Annotated in this window: 18 protein-coding genes and 1 tRNA gene; 7 read left to right on the top strand and 12 right to left on the bottom strand. The window is 62.5% G+C overall.

The window, feature by feature from the left end:
- Complete coding sequence (gene phnH / locus HK439_RS11015; protein ID WP_190291522.1) at window positions 1–642, bottom strand: phosphonate C-P lyase system protein PhnH; 642 nt, start codon at window positions 640–642, stop codon at window positions 1–3.
- A complete protein-coding gene (gene phnG / locus HK439_RS11020) occupies window positions 642–1115 on the bottom strand; it encodes a phosphonate C-P lyase system protein PhnG (protein WP_190291524.1) in 474 nt (157 codons plus the stop codon). The genes phnH and phnG overlap by 1 nt, the downstream gene beginning before the upstream one ends.
- 126 nt (window positions 1116–1241) lie before the next feature.
- Here phnG and phnF point away from each other — a divergent pair, with 126 nt between their 5' ends.
- Window positions 1242–1976, top strand: a complete 735-nt coding sequence (gene phnF / locus HK439_RS11025; RefSeq protein ID WP_190291526.1) for a phosphonate metabolism transcriptional regulator PhnF — start codon at window positions 1242–1244, stop codon at window positions 1974–1976.
- A gap of 76 nt (window positions 1977–2052) precedes the next feature.
- Here phnF and HK439_RS11030 read toward each other — a convergent pair whose 3' ends face one another.
- The 3 genes from HK439_RS11030 to HK439_RS11040 all read right to left on the bottom strand — a co-directional run bounded on the left by HK439_RS11030 (window position 2053) and on the right by HK439_RS11040 (window position 4909).
- The gene (locus tag HK439_RS11030) at window positions 2053–2592 is read right to left on the bottom strand and encodes an SMI1/KNR4 family protein (protein ID WP_190291528.1); all 540 of its coding nucleotides are present in this window, start codon (window positions 2590–2592) and stop codon (window positions 2053–2055) included.
- Between the two features lie 91 nt (window positions 2593–2683).
- On the bottom strand, window positions 2684–4246 hold the full coding sequence (locus HK439_RS11035; RefSeq protein WP_190291530.1) for a CYTH and CHAD domain-containing protein: 1563 nt from the start codon (window positions 4244–4246) through the stop codon (window positions 2684–2686).
- 114 nt (window positions 4247–4360) lie between these two features.
- The gene (locus HK439_RS11040) at window positions 4361–4909 is read right to left on the bottom strand and encodes a cupin domain-containing protein (RefSeq protein ID WP_190291531.1); all 549 of its coding nucleotides are present in this window, start codon (window positions 4907–4909) and stop codon (window positions 4361–4363) included.
- 279 nt (window positions 4910–5188) lie between these two features.
- Between HK439_RS11040 and HK439_RS11045 the strand changes: the two genes are divergently transcribed.
- Window positions 5189–5273 (top strand) — tRNA-Leu (locus HK439_RS11045).
- A 157-nt stretch (window positions 5274–5430) separates the two neighbouring features.
- Here the strand turns inward: HK439_RS11045 and HK439_RS11050 are convergent.
- From HK439_RS11050 to HK439_RS11070, 5 genes are all read right to left on the bottom strand, one after another.
- On the bottom strand, window positions 5431–7353 hold the full coding sequence (locus HK439_RS11050) for a potassium/proton antiporter (protein WP_190291533.1): 1923 nt from the start codon (window positions 7351–7353) through the stop codon (window positions 5431–5433).
- 342 nt (window positions 7354–7695) lie between these two features.
- Window positions 7696–8649 (bottom strand): ABC transporter permease, encoded by a 954-nt coding sequence (locus HK439_RS11055; RefSeq protein ID WP_190291534.1) that lies wholly within the window; start codon window positions 8647–8649, stop codon window positions 7696–7698.
- Window positions 8639–9577 (bottom strand): ABC transporter ATP-binding protein, encoded by a 939-nt coding sequence (locus tag HK439_RS11060; RefSeq protein WP_190291536.1) that lies wholly within the window; start codon window positions 9575–9577, stop codon window positions 8639–8641. The genes HK439_RS11055 and HK439_RS11060 overlap by 11 nt, the downstream gene beginning before the upstream one ends.
- Window positions 9574–10803 carry an NEW3 domain-containing protein gene (locus tag HK439_RS11065; protein ID WP_190291537.1) on the bottom strand — a complete coding sequence of 410 codons (1230 nt, stop codon included), beginning with the start codon at window positions 10801–10803 and terminating at the stop codon, window positions 9574–9576. The genes HK439_RS11060 and HK439_RS11065 overlap by 4 nt, the downstream gene beginning before the upstream one ends.
- Before the next feature lie 257 nt (window positions 10804–11060).
- The gene (locus tag HK439_RS11070; RefSeq protein WP_190291539.1) at window positions 11061–11507 is read right to left on the bottom strand and encodes a hypothetical protein; all 447 of its coding nucleotides are present in this window, start codon (window positions 11505–11507) and stop codon (window positions 11061–11063) included.
- Window positions 11508–11780: 273 nt separating this feature from the next.
- Between HK439_RS11070 and HK439_RS11075 the strand changes: the two genes are divergently transcribed.
- The 4 genes from HK439_RS11075 to HK439_RS11090 are packed head-to-tail and all read left to right on the top strand — an operon-like array spanning window position 11781 to window position 13687.
- Complete coding sequence (locus HK439_RS11075) at window positions 11781–12359, top strand: YqaA family protein (protein WP_190291541.1); 579 nt, start codon at window positions 11781–11783, stop codon at window positions 12357–12359.
- Window positions 12360–12419: 60 nt separating this feature from the next.
- A complete protein-coding gene (locus tag HK439_RS11080; protein WP_209011725.1) occupies window positions 12420–12929 on the top strand; it encodes a disulfide bond formation protein B in 510 nt (169 codons plus the stop codon).
- A gap of 5 nt (window positions 12930–12934) precedes the next feature.
- Window positions 12935–13192 carry a hypothetical protein gene (locus tag HK439_RS11085; RefSeq protein WP_190291542.1) on the top strand — a complete coding sequence of 86 codons (258 nt, stop codon included), beginning with the start codon at window positions 12935–12937 and terminating at the stop codon, window positions 13190–13192.
- A gap of 33 nt (window positions 13193–13225) precedes the next feature.
- Entirely contained in the window at window positions 13226–13687 is a 462-nt protein-coding gene (locus HK439_RS11090) for a metallopeptidase family protein (protein ID WP_190291544.1), read from the top strand.
- Between the two features lie 54 nt (window positions 13688–13741).
- On the opposite strand, the gene ppa is transcribed toward HK439_RS11090, so the two are convergent.
- The gene (ppa, locus tag HK439_RS11095) at window positions 13742–14281 is read right to left on the bottom strand and encodes an inorganic diphosphatase (protein ID WP_190291545.1); all 540 of its coding nucleotides are present in this window, start codon (window positions 14279–14281) and stop codon (window positions 13742–13744) included.
- A 158-nt stretch (window positions 14282–14439) separates the two neighbouring features.
- On the opposite strand from ppa, the gene HK439_RS11100 reads away from it, so the two are divergent.
- Window positions 14440–15003: a hypothetical protein gene (locus HK439_RS11100; RefSeq protein WP_190291547.1), complete on the top strand. Its 564-nt coding sequence runs from the start codon at window positions 14440–14442 to the stop codon at window positions 15001–15003.
- A gap of 9 nt (window positions 15004–15012) precedes the next feature.
- On the opposite strand, the gene HK439_RS11105 is transcribed toward HK439_RS11100, so the two are convergent.
- A complete protein-coding gene (locus tag HK439_RS11105; protein ID WP_190291548.1) occupies window positions 15013–15528 on the bottom strand; it encodes a GNAT family N-acetyltransferase in 516 nt (171 codons plus the stop codon).
- Between the last annotated feature and the right edge of the window lie 15 nt (window positions 15529–15543).

The raw sequence follows: 15543 nt of genomic DNA on the forward strand, positions 1-15543 counted from the left end.
TCAGGCCTCCCGAACGGTGATCATTGTGGAGCGGGGCAGGGCCGCGATTTCGGCCGATCCGGCAAAGATCAGGTCGACCCCGCGCGGAAACTGCGCGTTGTTCGCCTTCACCTGGTCCCAGAAGGCTAGCGAAACGGGACCTGTAGAAAACGCCGTTTCCGTCTCAATGCCCGGGCCGGAGAGATGGACCGGACCTTCATTGGAGAGCGTCTGGCCAGTCAGGATGACGGTGGCCGAGCGGTCCGGATACTCCAGTGTGCCCTGATGGAACTTGCCCAGGCTGCTCAAATGGGCCGGGTCCGCGATCAGGGCGAAACCGGCCTCGACCGGTTCGCTGACGATGGGCGCGCCGGTGTGGAAGCGCAGAAAGGTCTTCACCGCTTCGGAACGGGCAAAGGGCACATCCAGCCAGACCGGGGTGTCGTAGTCGAACAGGGTCAGGGCGATGGCTGCGACAACGGGCGTGAGCGGCGCCGGTGGCTTCAGGCCGCCAGTTGCGAGTGCCTGCAGGCTGCCCGGGCGGGCCATGGCGTTCATGATCGTGCGGAAGCCGCGCTGGGCGTCCTGGACCGGGTCGGCAAAGCCGGCGGCCAGGGGTGCCGACGTCTGGTTCTGCCCGGAGGTCTGGTTGAGGGCGGTCATCAGTTGTCTCCCCGCACCATTGTGAAGAAATCGACCTTGGTGGCCGCGGTCTCCGCCTTCAGATCCTCATCGGCCTTTGTGCGGATCTCGGCCAGCGGGGCGACGACTTCCGTCTCGATTCGCTCCCGGTCGTCGGCCCGCTGCCACAGGGCGTCGATCACGGCTGCCTGAAGCGCTTTCTGTTTGTGCCGGCCGAGGCAATAGGAACTGCCGGCCTCACCGCTCTCAAGGCGGACCACGCAGCGCGTCACCGTCACCTCACCGAGATTGAACGGGCTGCCGGTACCGCCCATGCGGCCGCGGACCATGACGAGGCCGGTTTCCGGCTGGCGCACCATTTCATAGGCCGGCGGAGTGCCGAGCCGGTCGTAAGCGGTTGCGAGATCTTCGGGGCTTGCTGCGGCAAGGACGGACATGATGGCCTTCCGGTCCGGTCCGGGTGAATGGGGCGATGTAGCGGATGTGTCGGTCATTGGGGGTCGCCTTGGTTGGAGGTGGGGCGCCTGTGTCTGATGGGTTGTTTGTTAGAACGAATTTGTCTATTTGTATAGACGAATTTTCAGGTTGATTCCTGACTACAGACCTTTGATGACGGACAGATGACAATACGGACGACACTCGATCGGGGCGCGGGCATCGCCATCTGGCGCCAGATCATGGAATGGCTGAAGGCGGAAATCGCCAGCGGCGCTTTCGAGAAAGGCAGCCGCCTGCCGCCGGAATCGGAGATTGCCGCCCGCTTCGGGGTCAATCGACATACGGTGCGGCGCGCCATTGCCGCGCTGACGGCGGAAGGGGTCCTGCGCGCCGACCAGGGCCGGGGCACGTTCGTCGCCGCCGCGCCGATCAGCTACCCGATCACGTCACGCACGCGGTTTTCGGAGATTGTCTCCGGTCAGGACAAGGCGCCGAGCGGGCGGCTGATCGGCGCGGGAACGGAAGAAGCCGATGCCCTCCTGGCGAACTGGCTGAAGGTCCCGATCGGAACGCTGCTGATCAGGCTCGAGACCCTGCGGGTCGCCGACGGCGTCCCGGTCATGGTCGGCACCAGCTGGTTCGAGCAGAGCCGGTTTCCGAATCTCGTCGCCGATTACGCGGAAACCGGATCGATCACCAGGGCGCTGGCAAAGGCGGGCGTTGCGGACTACCGGCGCAAGGAAAGCCGGGTGACGGCCGAACTGGTCGACCCGCAGGATGTCGCCGTCCTGGGCGTCGCCTCGGGCCAGCCGGTGCTGGTCGTGGAAAGCCTGAACCTCGACGCGGACGGGAGACCGATGCAGTACACGCGGACGCGCATGGCGGCGGACCGGATACAGCTTGTCGTCGAAAGCTGATGGCCGGACATATTTCGCACCTGATCCACGAAAAAGCATGTGGCGCTGCGAACTGGCAATGGCGGGATTTGTTCCGTCAGGAAGGCGGGGATCTTTTTTCCCAGAGATTGACGCCGTCCGACCAAGCCCGAAGCCATTCCGCCAGGGGCATTTCCGTAGACCAAATCGCAAGTGTCGGTGAAGTGCCGTCTTCCCATTCGTTCGGGTCCCACGTCATGACCATCGCTTCTTCGTTGGTGCAGTCGATGCAGGAGTAAATGGCGCATCCCCAATGGCATATCGGGAGCAGGCCTTGCGGCCATTTCCAAGACGGTTCGTTTGGATCAGGTTGAGCGAAAACCTTGTACAGATCGACCGCGGTATCTCCCATGTCATTGGCGGCTCCGCCCGCAAGCCCCATCAGGCCATACCCCGGCCCGAACCCGCCGTTCCCGACTTCCTGCATAAGTTCGACATAGAGAGCGGATGGCTTGAAACCGATTTCTCGAACGGTTTCGGCCAGTTGATCTGCCGACAATGGGGGAAAGATCGCGCTCGGCGAAATGTCGGACCGGTCCGTCCTTGTTTGTTCAGACTGGGCTCGAGCGGAAACTTTCTGGATTATCGGCTTGCTCACATATGCCTCCTCAGCCTCTCGAGGAGACACTAGCAACATTGGCCGAACACAAAACTTGAAATCGATCGGCTCCTGGTTTCGGCCACACCTTCTACAGCCAGAACTTCGGCACCTTTTTCGTGTCCTGCCAGTAGCCCTTGGCGTGGGGCCATGTGCCGGAGGACTGGGCTTCGTGCCAGCCGATGACGAACCCGATCGCCAACAGGATCTGCCGTGAGGACTTGCCGTCGACGGATGGCAGGGTGGCCAGTTTTTCCGCCATGGCGACATCGTTCAGATAACCGAAGATATCCTGCAGCCGCTTCATGCGCTTCAGGAACGGCTTGAGGTCCGACTTCGGATAAAGGCTGCCGAAGAATTCGACGCCGTAGCGCAGCTTTTTCAGCGCCTTGCGCATTTCATGGCGTTCGGGGATGGTCAGGTCGTCAATCCTGGAGCCGTACCGGGAAACCTTCTTCCACTGCCTGTCGAGCGCCTTGCGGGAATAGACGCGGATCGTCTGTGCGAGCCGTGTCGTCTGGTCGAAATTGTCGATGTCGAGCCAGCCCCGGCCTTCCGTATAGGCGGCCAGATCGAACAGGAAGGCGTTGACGTCCGGCTCTCTCAGATGGGCCTGGAGGGCGGCGCGGCCCTCCTCGCGGATGGTGCGCAGATGCTCAAGAAGCGGTTCGAGGCCGATGCCTTCCGGTGCGACCTTTGCAAGGGGCGAAACGATTTCGTCCGTCAGCACGTCGAGGTCGCGGACCTTGCCGGCTTCCGTTGCCAGAATGCGGGCCTGGGCGTCGAGGTCCTTCAGCGTCAGCGGATTGAGCACCGGCTTGAACAGGCGGAAGGCGCTGCGCAGTCGGCGCAGCCCGATGCGGAACTGGTGCGGGCCCTCCGGATCGTCGCCCTGAAGGATGACGACCCGGTTGTCGGCGATCTGGGTCAGGCAGGAGCGCAGAATTTCCCGGAAGGCCAGTTCGACGGTCTCTTCCGGCGGCAACCTGACGTCGTCTGCCGGCTTCGGCCGGATTTCCGCGTCCTCGATGCCGTCGGCAAGACGAAAGCCGCGCTCGGCCTTGGACCAGGGCGACAGCCGGAACGGAGCAGCGCCGACGATTTCGCGCGCAGCTTCGAGAAGGCTGGCGCTGGAACCGGCTTTCAGTTCGAATTCGACCTCGGCCAGGGATTGGGACTGGCCGCCGGCCTTGACCTCGCCCGTGTCGAAGGCAACCTCGATTATGCTGCCGTCCTCCTTGGATGTCAGAAGGCGCGTGGTGCGGCGGATATTTGTCTCGAAGCATTCGCCGAGCGGTTTGCCGCCGATGATCTCATTGAGGGTCATCAGAACGGCCGGATCCTTGATCACCGAAAGGTCGATCGCCCGACCGCTCACCGGGTGTTCCGCTTCGACCGCACTGGAAAGACCGCCGGCGACGCCGGTCCCAAGCTTGGCGGTCTGCATCCAGGACCGACCGACCTTGCGGACGCGCAGCGAGATTTTCGCCTTGCGCAGCGCCTGGTCCGGCGTGTCGAAATAGATCGACAGCAGCGGTTTGGTCACGGCCCGGCCGCCGGTGAAGCGCTGCAATGCTCCGCCGCGTTTCAGCTCATCGAGAACGTCCGGTGACACTTCGAGCTTCAGCTCGATTTCCTTGGGCGACTTGCTCATGAAATCTACTTACCCAAGAGCAAAATCGCTGTCCAGAAGAAGCGCACAATTTGCGCCTTTGTCGAAGGTGGCCTAGCCGAGGCCAGTTCTGCCTCTTTTTATGAGGGTATGGCCTTAGCCAAGGCCGCCCTTTGCGGCGGGAACAAGCCCGGTCATGCGCCGCAGCTTGTTGACGATGCGATCCGCCAGATGGGCGTAACGGGGAACCGGGCGGTGGTTGAACGCGATTTTGCGGATATAGGCCGGCACGTCCCAGACCGACGATGTGCCCGCCGGGAAGAACAGGCTGACGCCGGGCTGGCCCAGATAGACCTTGCCGGTCTCGTCGGTGATCCTGACCTCGCCCTCCAGGAAGAGAACGGTCTCGTCCCAATGGAAGTGCCAGCGGAATTTGCCCTTCGTGCAGGACCAGTGGTCGGTGCTGGCCCAGCCGCGGGTGTTCATGGACAGATTGATGCAACGGGCGTCCGGCGCGCCTTCCAGGATCCAGTCCGGCCGGATCGGGCGTGGTTCCATCCTGCTCACATCGAGAACGGACTGGGTGAATTTTCCCGGCGCGTCGCTCTGGCCGAATTCCTTGTCGAGTTCCTGAACCGGGGCGAGAAAGCCAAGGTTCTGGGCGACGGCCCGCAGGTCGGGACCTCCCGAATGCACTGTTCCCATCGTGTTACCCCCGAAAAATCCCATCGTGATCGGTCGCGGCAACCTGTCACGCAATGGTTGAAAGGCTCCTTACGGACACGTCCGGCGAAACGATTTTCCGGTCCGGCGGCGCACATTCGAAAGACGCGGTAAACAGATTCTCACCGGCCGCCCGCCGTACGGCTTTTCGGCCGCCTGACAGGGGCGCATTTCAACGGGCCAGAAACCCCGTGAGAACCCGCGCCGTCGTTCTTGCGCAAAACCTCAAGGGCGTGATAGAGACGCAACTCGGTGTCAGTTGCCCCTCTGGCGGAACTGGTAGACGCGCGGGATTCAAAATCCCGTTCCTTCGGGAGTGCCGGTTCGATTCCGGCGGGGGGCACCATCCATATCTTAGTGCGCTATCGCCCTTCGGGCTACTTGAGCGCAAGTTTGGTGCGCTATCGCCCGTTGGGCTACTTGAGCGCGGGTGCACTATCGGCCTTTGGCCTGCATGAGCATTTTGTTTTTGCGCTACCGGCTTTCGCCTACTTGAGCGCGAATTATGCGCTATCGGCTTTGTCTGCCTGAGCGGGTTTTCTTGCACTATCGGCTTTGCCTGCTTGAGTGTGTTCTTCCTGCGCCGCTTTCCCTGTTTCAATCGGGGATTGGTTCGGTTTCTTCGCCGTCCGCCATTTGCGTAGCCCGATACGCAGCGCAGCGACAATTCTGGCCACGTAAGGCCTGATCCGATCCGGCCATTCCGGTTCCTCCGGCAGTTCCAGAATAACCCGCGAAACGGTGTCACCGTCGAGGTCCACCGCTACCAGATCAAGGGTGTCCAGTTCAAGCCTGTCGCCGACACGAAGGACATCACCGAATCTCTCTGCGAAGGCCTGGGCTATGGTCAATTCCCGGTATCGGTCGGGAAGGCCGAATTTGTACTCTTCCGCAAGGGCGTTGAGGGCGACGTCGCTGTTGAACGCGAAGCCCTGAAAGTCGGCGGTTTTCAAGGGCGTGGCGGATGCGTCGAACAGCGCATCGAGGCGCGTGATTTTTTTGGGCGGCACCAGGAAGTAGCCGTAGTCGCCGGGTGTCAGCGGGCCTGCCTGTTCCGTTGACACAACCTCATCGCCTCTTACGACGAAGACCGGCTTGAGCCAGACGGGCGTATAGGACGCTGTCAAATAGGAGCAACCTTCCTCGACGGGATAGGCGACCAGTTCCAGTTGCTGCTGACCCGGCAGATCGATTTCGAACCGCTTCACGGCGGGCGCCGTATCCGGCAAGGCCAGTTTCAGGCGCCTCGCCGTCCAGCCCAGAGAGGCACCTTGCGCAACCAGCGAAACCAGGACCACGACGAACGCCAGGTTAAAGAACAGCTGGGCGCCCGGCAGATGCGCAAGCACCGGCAGGGTCGCCAGAAAAATGGACACCGCACCTCGAAGGCCGACCCATGACACGTAAATGGTTTCCGCCGAAGTGAAGCGGAATGGGGCCAGGGAGGCCAGCACGCCAAGCGGCCGGGCCACCAGCATTAGAAACACGGCGATCAGGATCGCCGTGAAGGCATAGTCGGCCATTTTGCTGGGCGTCACCAGCAATCCGAGCATCACGAACATGACGAGCTGTGCCATCCAGGTCGAGCTGTCCATGAAGTTCAACAATGAAGGAAATGCCCGAACCGGCCGGTTGCCGAGGACGAGGCCTGCCAGGTAGACGGCCAGGAACCCGCTGGCATTGAGCAACGCGGAGACGGTGAAGATCACGATTGCGGCAGCAAGAACGAAGAGGGGGAGCAGTCCTCCCGACAGGGGCATTCGGGACAGGATCCAGACCAGAATGAAGCCTCCGGCGGTCCCGATCAGGGCCCCGAGGGCAAACTGCTGGAAAAACAGAACCAGGGTTCCGGCCAGTGGATTGGCTGCATTGGGGGAGGCGCTCACCAGAGCGAATTCCAGCAGGGCCAGCGTGAGGAACAGGGCCATGGGATCGTTGGTCGCGGATTCCGTTTCCAGCACCGGTCCGACCTTGCCCCGAAGTTTGAGGCCTCCGGCCTTCAACAGGAAGAACACGGCGGCGGCATCGGTGGATGCGACAATGGATCCGAGCAGGAAACTGACGATCCAGCCGAACCCGATGACATAGTGGGCAAACACGCCGGTGAGAAAGGCCGTGACGAGTACGCCCACCGTCGAAAGCGCCAGGGCGGGTGCGGCAACAGACCTGATCGTGGAAAGGCGGGTGCGCATGCCGCCGTCGAACAGGATCACCGCCAGTGCGGCCGAGCCGATCAGATAGGCGATGATGTAACTGTCGAAACTCAGTCCGACCGGACCGTCCTCGCCGAGCAACATGCCGATGCCCAGAAAGACCAGGAGCAGGGGCGCGCCAAAACGAACGGCCGCAATGCTCGACAGGATGCCGAGCACGATAATCGCCGCCGCAGACAGCAGGACGAGGTTGTTGACGACTAGATCTTGCATCGTTTCCGCAGTTCCCGGCGCTTCACGGTCCAGCGCGTCGGTAACGCCTTTCCGCTTCTGCTCGCCGGATGGTCATTCACGAGTAGGTCTGATCGTGCCAGCCTATGGCATCACACAAATGTAGTCGACGTGCCATGAAGGTCCGGTGTCGGCTTTGCTCACCATTTAGATGTCAGGCAGCCGAAATCGATACATCCGCGATTGAACCTGCGGCGTTCGATGAGGCCGGGGATCCCCGCGTAAGGGGAAATGAGATGGCGGAAGGGCCGAGGGATCTGTTTTCGGGGGAAACAGATCGAAGTGGAGCGGCGCGCCCTCGGAAAGCGCGCCGCTCCGCCAGGGTCAGGCTCGGACTTCCTGACGCTGGAAGACGGTGTAGGCGAGGGTGAACAGAAGCACCATCGCCGCGAACAGGCCGGAGATCTGCGGCCAGATGATCGTGAGGCTCTGCATGGTCGGCAGCGGGGCGTTGATCAGCGCGCCCTGGAGCTGGCTCATGAAGATCGGCCCCACCGAGCGGTTGGACGGATCGAGCAGCATGCTGGACACCTCGCCGTAGAGCGTTTGCGGCGATATCCGCGCGATCACCTGCTGGGTCTCGAAATTGGAGAGCAGGGTCATCGGGTTGTACGGATCGACCGGCGAAATCGCACCCGCCACCAGCGGGGCGATCATCGACCAGAACACGCTCAGGATCAGCCACAGGGCAAGGGCGGCCAGAGCCGCCGTTGCCGCCGAGCGGATCAGGGTCGAGAACGCCATCGCCAGCGCCAGCCACACCCCGGCATAGACCAGGGTCGCCGCCAGATAGGCGATGCTGCGCACCAGTTCCGGCCCCGACGGCGGCAGGCCGAGGAACAGGATCCCGAGCCCGGTCATCAGCAGCCACAGCGTCAAGAGCGCGATCGCAATCACCAGAAGCGCGCCGAGGAATTTCCCGAACAGGAGCGCGTCGCGGTAGATCGGCTGGGCCAGAAGCCGGCTCATCGTCCGCCGCCCGTATTCGCCGTTGATGGCGTCGAACCCGAGCGCAATCGCCACCAGCGGCAACAGGAAGCCGAGGAAGGAGGCGAAGGAGGGCAGGGGTTGCTGGGCCGTCGTGAACAGCTTCAGGAACAGGAAGGGATCTTCCGACGTGGTGTCGCGGATGTGGTTGATAGCGCCGTAGACGGCGCCGATCGCGGTCAACAGCACGAGCAGCATGATCAGATGCATGCGCGCGCTGGTCATGTGATCGGCCGCCTCCTTCAAGGCGACCGTCATCACTCCCTTGAAGGGAGAGCCTTCACGCTTCATTGCCGTACTCCTTGAAAAAGCGGTCATACGCTTCGTCGAGCCGCGTCCGGCGCAGGTCCATGTTGCGCAGGTCGCCGCCGGCCTGGACGATCAGGCGGCCGAGTTCGGGGCGGATGTCCCGCTCCGTCTCGATATGCCACTGTCCGTCTCCGTCCGGCGTGACCGACTTGACGCCCTTTGCCGATTTCACAGCCTTGGAAAGGTCGATGCCGTCGGCCTCGACATCGACGATGAACGCGCCGCCGCCGAGCTTGGCGGCCAGTTCCTCCATGGTGCCGAGGAAGCCGATCCGGCCCTTGTTGAACAACGCGATCCGGTGGCAGACCGACTGGACCGCGTCGAGGATGTGCGAGGACAACAGGATGGTCATGCCGTCCCTGCTGAGGCTGCGGATCAGGTCGAGCAGCTCCCGGGTCGACTGCGGGTCGAGGCCGGACGTCGGCTCGTCCAGGATCGCGATCCGGCACTTGCGCATGAGCAGTTCGGCAATGCCGAGCCGCTTGCGCATGCCGTGGGAATAGGTCGAGACCCGCTTGTCGGCCACGTCCGTCAGCCGGACCTTTTCCAGGGCGGCGGCGATATTCTCCGCCGCCTGGGCGTGCGACAGGCCGGAAAGCCGCGCCGTATAGGCGAGGTTCTCCCGGCCGGTCATGTTGTTGTAGAACCCGACCGAGTCCGGCAGGTAGCCGACGTCCGCTTTGACCTGCAGGGGCTGGCGCACCGGGTCCTTGCCGAGAATGACGACATCGCCGCCGTCCGCCTCGGTAAGGCCGAGCAGCATCAGGATCGTGGTCGTCTTGCCGGCGCCGTTGGGCCCCAGAAGCCCGATGACTTCCCCGGCTTCCACCGAGAAATCGATACCGTTGACGGCCACGTTGCTGCCGTAGCGCTTGGTCAGTCCCCTGGCTTCAATGACTGTGTCGCTCATCGCCGGCCGTACCTCGTGACGGAGACGCCCAGCACGATGACCGAGGCCGCGATCACACCGAGCCCGGCAAGGCCCCAGATGGTCGAGGTTTCGACGGTCACACGGAATTTTTCCGTGTCGGACGCCGCACCCGAAGAGGCGGTCAGGTTGAGCATGTAGTCGCCCGCAATGGCCTTTTCCGACGGATGGATCGAGACATTGACCTCCTGCTTGGCGTCCGGCGCCAGCATGGGGATCGACTTGGGTTCGTAACTCACCTTCCAGCCCTGGGGCGTCGATGCCCTCAGCGCGATGTCGCTGACCGGTGCGCTGCCGGTGTTGGTGACGGTGAAGCTGAAGTTGGTGTCCTTGCCTGCGACCGCCGATCCGCTGAGCCGGCCCTGGGGACCCTGCATGCTGATCTCCGGCTGGCCGGTGACCTCAAGGCTCAGGTCTGTGTTGGCGACGTTTTCGCCGTCGGCGACGGCAACCTTGATCGGGTAGCGCCCGGCCTCGACCGAATGCGGCGGCACGACTTCCACGGTCAGATCGGCGGTGGCGCCGGCCTTGACCGGCAGGCCGGTGATTTCCTCGGAGCCGTAGCCCTGCTTGAAGCGGGTCTGGAAACCGTCCGGCACCTGGGCGGCGAGGTTGAACAGGGCGTCCTCGGCGCCGTTGTTGGCGACCTTGAGCTTGTAGGTGAAGGTCGATTTGGCGGTGCCGCGCAGGGCGGGCAGCTGCGGGGTGAGCTTCACGCCGCCGGCGGCGGTCGACGACACCTTGAGGGTCATCGGCAGCGTGGTGACGTCGTTGCCGTAATGGGCGGTGACCTTGATCGGGAAGGACTTGTCGGCGCTTGCCGCCGGCGGGGTCACCTTGAGCATCAGCCGCTCGCTGGCGTTCGGCTGAACCATGGCAGCGGTTACTTCGCGACCGCCGCCTTCAAGCGCCCAGTCCCAACCGTCCGGAATGCCGGTGACTTGAAGTTCCGCACGCTGGGGCGGTATGTCGGCGTTCTTCAGGGTGAGCTGGATGTTTTCCTTTTCACCGGGCCGCAGGGCGAGTTCGGGATAAGGGGTGGTCAGCCAGAAACCCTTGAGGTCCTGGTTCTGCATGTCCTGGGCAAGGGACGGGGCGCCCGTCGCAAGCTGCACCGCTGCCGAGATCGGCAGCATGACGGCCAGGACCCTGGCCAGGGACTTGGCCGGGGACTTGGCCCGTGACTGGGAGTGAGAAATGCGGATCATGTTTCGATGTTCTCTTAAGTCAACCGGAAATGCCGGGATCTGCCCGACCGGATTGCCCGGGGGGGGACGGCCTTCGGTCTCGTTCACGCTGATGCATCGCCGGTCTCGCAGTCCGGCGGATCCGGAGATGCGGACGACGGCTTGCCGTTCGGTTTCAGAGGAAGAAGAGCGCCGGGAGCGGCAGGCTTGCGACTGGTGCGGGTGACGACCTGGGATGATCGCCTGATTGATTACAAACCCGCCGTCCGCGGAACGCCTTAAGAGATGACCGGAGGCGGCCGGGCGTAGATACGTGGGGACCCGTCATCGATCCGCGCGACCGGGCTCCGGTGGCCGAGCCAGATGGCGCGAATGCGATTGTCTTCAATCAGGGTCAGGCTTCGGATGAAATCCGCGCCGTACGCCTCCGCGGAAGCCGAGGCGGGGATATCGTCGCGGCCGTCGCTGCAATCGGCAGCAGACCGGGCCTCGGCATCGAGCAGGCCCCTGTCACTGGAATCGATGGTGCCGTCGTCGTCGGAAGGAACCTTGTTTCCGGCACTTGACGCATCTGCATGATCGACTCGCGAGGAAGCCGTTGAGTCGTGAACCGGCAGGTCCTGCGCAGAGGCGGGCAAGGCAAGGGCGGCCGCCGCCAGAAAGACAAAACACAGGAGGGCTGCGCCCGGAAACCTGAATGCGGGTCGAAAACGGACTTTGGTCATGTTCGATCCCGGCTTTCCGGGTTTGTTCGTCGATGCCATGCCGATTGCGATGCCAATTTTCGTGACGCAGAAAGTGCGATAGGCCGCTTCATTAGGACTCGATTATGATCATTTTGTGATTTGGCTCCTCCTCATGACCGCATTTCTACGGATGGCCGAAAGCGGCTTGACCATGACCGCATCTCGCACTAGGCGTTTTTCACGCATATCCGGCCCGCCAGCATCCGATGCAGGGCGTAGCGATTGCGGGAATTGCGGGCTGAGGAAGCGGTAATGTTAAGACGCCTTTACGACTGGACCCTGTCTCTTGCAGCCGGTCCACGCGCGAATGTCGCGCTTGGAACAGTTTCCTTCATCGAAAGCTCGGTTTTTCCGATACCTCCGGACATTCTGCTGATCCCGATGGTGATCGCAAAGCGGGAAAAGGCCTGGTATCTGGCGTTCTTGTGCACCGTTACATCGGTGGTCGGCGGCTTGCTCGGTTATTTCATCGGCTCGGTCCTGTTTCACGAAGTCGCGGAACCGATCCTGTCCTTCTACGGCTACCTCGACAAGTTCGAGGAGTTCAGAAGGCTTTTCAACGATTGGGGCTGGTGGTTCGTCTTCTTCGCGGGGCTGACGCCGTTTCCCTACAAGGTGATCACGATCGCGAGCGGCGTGACCGGCCTGAACCTGCCGATCTTCGTGCTGTCGAGCATCGTGTCGCGCGGGATCCGCTTTTTCGTGGTCTCCGCGCTGCTTTATTTCTTCGGGCCGCCGATCCGCGACTTCATCGAAAAGCGCCTCGGCCTCATGTTCACCGTATTTGTTGTGTTGCTGGTCGGCGGTTTCGCGGCGATCAAGCTGCTTTAGGCAAGCTGCTTCAGGCCGATTGCTTCAGGCAGGCCGCCAAAGGATGGGGACAATCTCGATATGACGAAAGCGACGACCGCAAGGGCCGCCATGACCGTGCTTCTTCTGGGCGGACTGGCTGTGATCGCAACCGCCTGGGGCTTCCAGCTCATCGGCGGCTACGACCCGTGCGAACTCTGCCTCGAGCAGCGGGTGCCCTATTATGTCGGCCTGCCGCTGACGGTGCTGGCTTTGGTCCTGGCGTCCAAAGGCCGGCACGGACCGGCCGCGCTTGTTCTGCTTCTGACTGTCGCGGTCTTTGCCTACGGCTCCGGGCTCGGGGTCTATCAGGCCGGGGCGGAATGGGATTTCTGGCAAGGTCCGACCGATTGCGGCGGCGGCAGCGGAGCGCCCAAGTCGGCTGCCTCCATGCTGGAAAACCTCGGAGGATACCGGATCGTCAGCTGCACCGAGGCAGCCTTGCGTGTCCTGGGTCTCTCCTTTGCCGGCTGGAATGCGGTGGCCTCCGCCGGGCTTGCGCTGCTGGCGCTGATCGGGGCAGTCTCTCTGAGAGGCGCCATCAAGGAGTGACACAGGTGACCAGCCATCGGGATCGGCAGGAAAAGAAGCGGGAAGAAGCCCTGCGGGCCATTGACCGCGCCACTGTCGAGAGCGAAACGATCACCGGCTCCACCCTTGCCCGGATGGCGCAGCGGGCGCAGGACCATCTGGCCGGCGCGGATGCGGACGAGACCGACCGAATCGAGGTCTGGGGCCGGCGGATCGGCCGGACCGCAGGACTTCTGTTTGCCATAGGCCTCGTCATTTATCTCGTCACGACCTATCTCCTTTAGGTCCGTTATGAACTGAGGTCATCAGGAGCGGCCATGGAGGATTGGGTGAAGGAAGGCCTGGAAAACGCCAGGACGCTGGAAAGCCCGGATAACTGGTTTATCCGCACGGCGCCTGGTCTGAAGGTGTTCAAGCAGATAGCGGCAAACGCTTTCGACGCGCTTCCGGACGAATTCCGCGACAAGTGCCAGGATCTCGTCATCACCGTTGAGGACTTTGCCAGCGAAGACATGCTGGAAAGCGTCGGCGTCACCGACTTCTACGGTCTTCTTGGATTGTTCGAGGGCATCGGCCTCGCCCAGGGCGGCGGCGAATTGCATACCGGGCAGCGGCCGAACCGGATCTGGCTGTTCCGGCGGCCGATCCTCGATTACTGGGCCGGCGGCGACGACAGCCTCGGCGATATCATTTCACATGTCCTCGTTCACGAAATCGGCCATCATTTCGGCCTGTCCGACGAGGACATGGAACAGATCGAGGCCGCAGCCGATCGTTGAAGATCCGCTACGGCCTCGAAAATTCCGACAGATTAATTGAACGCCGGCGCGACGTTATTCTGCGGCCTGTCTGGTGGCGCGCTCGATCGATTCAACGATCATGCGCTTAGCCACTTCGGCGCTCTCGACGGTCTTGATCTTGACCCACTTGCCCGGTTCCAGGTCCTTGTAGTGCTCGAAGAAATGCTTGACCTGGCTGATCGTGATTTCCGGCAGATCCTCCACGCTGTGAACCTTGTCGTAGCGCTTGGTCAGCTTGTGGCTCGGAACGGCAATGATCTTTTCGTCCTGGCCGGATTCGTCTTCCATGATCAGGACGCCGATCGGACGGCAGTTCATGATGGCGCCCGGCACGACGGGGCGCTGGTTGACCACCACCACGTCGATCGGATCGCCGTCGCCGCACAGGGTGTGCGGGACGAAGCCGTAGTTTCCGGGATAGCGCATGGGCGTGTAAAGGAAGCGGTCGACGTACATGGCGCCGGCTTCCTTGTCCATTTCGTATTTGATCGGTTCGCCGCCGACGGACACTTCAACGATCACGTTGATGTCCTCGGGCGGGTTCTTTCCGATCGGTACGGCATCGATACGCATGCTGCTTGACTCCTGTTCGCTGTTGATGGGTCTATTACAGCCAGACCGGGCGAGCGCAAGCCCCAATTTGTTGCATTGCAACGAAATGATGAATCCCGGCGGGACCGAGCGGCGCCGGAGCTTTCGATTTCAAGCGGATTTGCCGCGGTGAGGTGGACATGATTTTTTCCAGACTGATTCTTGCAGCAGCGCTCTCGGTGGTTTTGCCCGCCGTTTCCGGGGCCGCCGAAATCACCAGTGCCTACACGAAACTCGATCTGGACGCCTGTGAGTGGCGCAAGCCGACGGGCGAAGAACAGGAAGGCATCGACGGCGGCACGGCGGACTGTCCGGGCTATGCCGGCATCCCGGTCTATGTCAGCGAGGGCGATTTGCGCATGTTCGTTTCCTTCGGAGCGGATGCGGACAACGAGCCGGCCGCCCATCAGACCCTGCCCAATTTCAACACGATCAACGACACGCTCGAATGGCGCCTGCGTGACGGCCGGCCTTTCGCCACCATCCTGCGCTGGTTTCCGGACGAGGGCAGCGGCGGCAAAAAGGGCAATATCCTGATCGTCACCCAGATCGCGCCGGGAGCCACCTGCCAGGTCGCGCGGATTGATGCGCAGATCAATTCAAATGCCAATGTCCTCGCACGGCAGGCCGCCGACAAGCTCGCCTACGGTTTCGACTGCAGTCAGGAGCCGATGACCATCGGCAGGCCGGGTCGGTTCAACTAGGTCCGTACCCTAGGTCAGCGGCGGCCAGGTATAGACCGACAATCCCATGCGCTTGCCTGCGCTGCGGTACCATGACTTTGCGGCAAACCGGCCGCCCATGGCCTTGTAGAAGGCGCAGGCCGGGTCATTGTCGCTGAGGACCTGAACCGCAAGGCCGGACAGGTTGCGGGCGGCAAGATCCGTCCTGACAGAGCTGAACAGGCTTCGCCCGAAGCCGAGGCCCTGGTATTCGGGCTTGAGATAGAGTTCGTAGATCTCGCCTTCGCTGGAAAGATCCCGGATACGGCAGGTGCCGAAGGTGGCGTATCCGGCCGGCTCATCGGCGACCTGCAGCAGTTTGATCTGGACGCCGCGGGCGAGCGCCGCGCGCCACCAGGGGGCGGTGCGCCGGGACACAAGTCTCTGGAGTTCGACACCGTTCAACAGGCCGCGATAGGCCCCGAGCCAGGCCGTGCTGTGTATATCGGCCAGAGCGTCACAATCTTCCGGCGTCGCCGGACGCAGGTCTATGAGCGCGGTTGTCATGGAGACAGGATACTA

This window comes from Roseibium aggregatum (genome assembly GCF_014692675.1).
In the GTDB taxonomy this organism is placed as follows: domain Bacteria; phylum Pseudomonadota; class Alphaproteobacteria; order Rhizobiales; family Stappiaceae; genus Roseibium; species Roseibium aggregatum_C.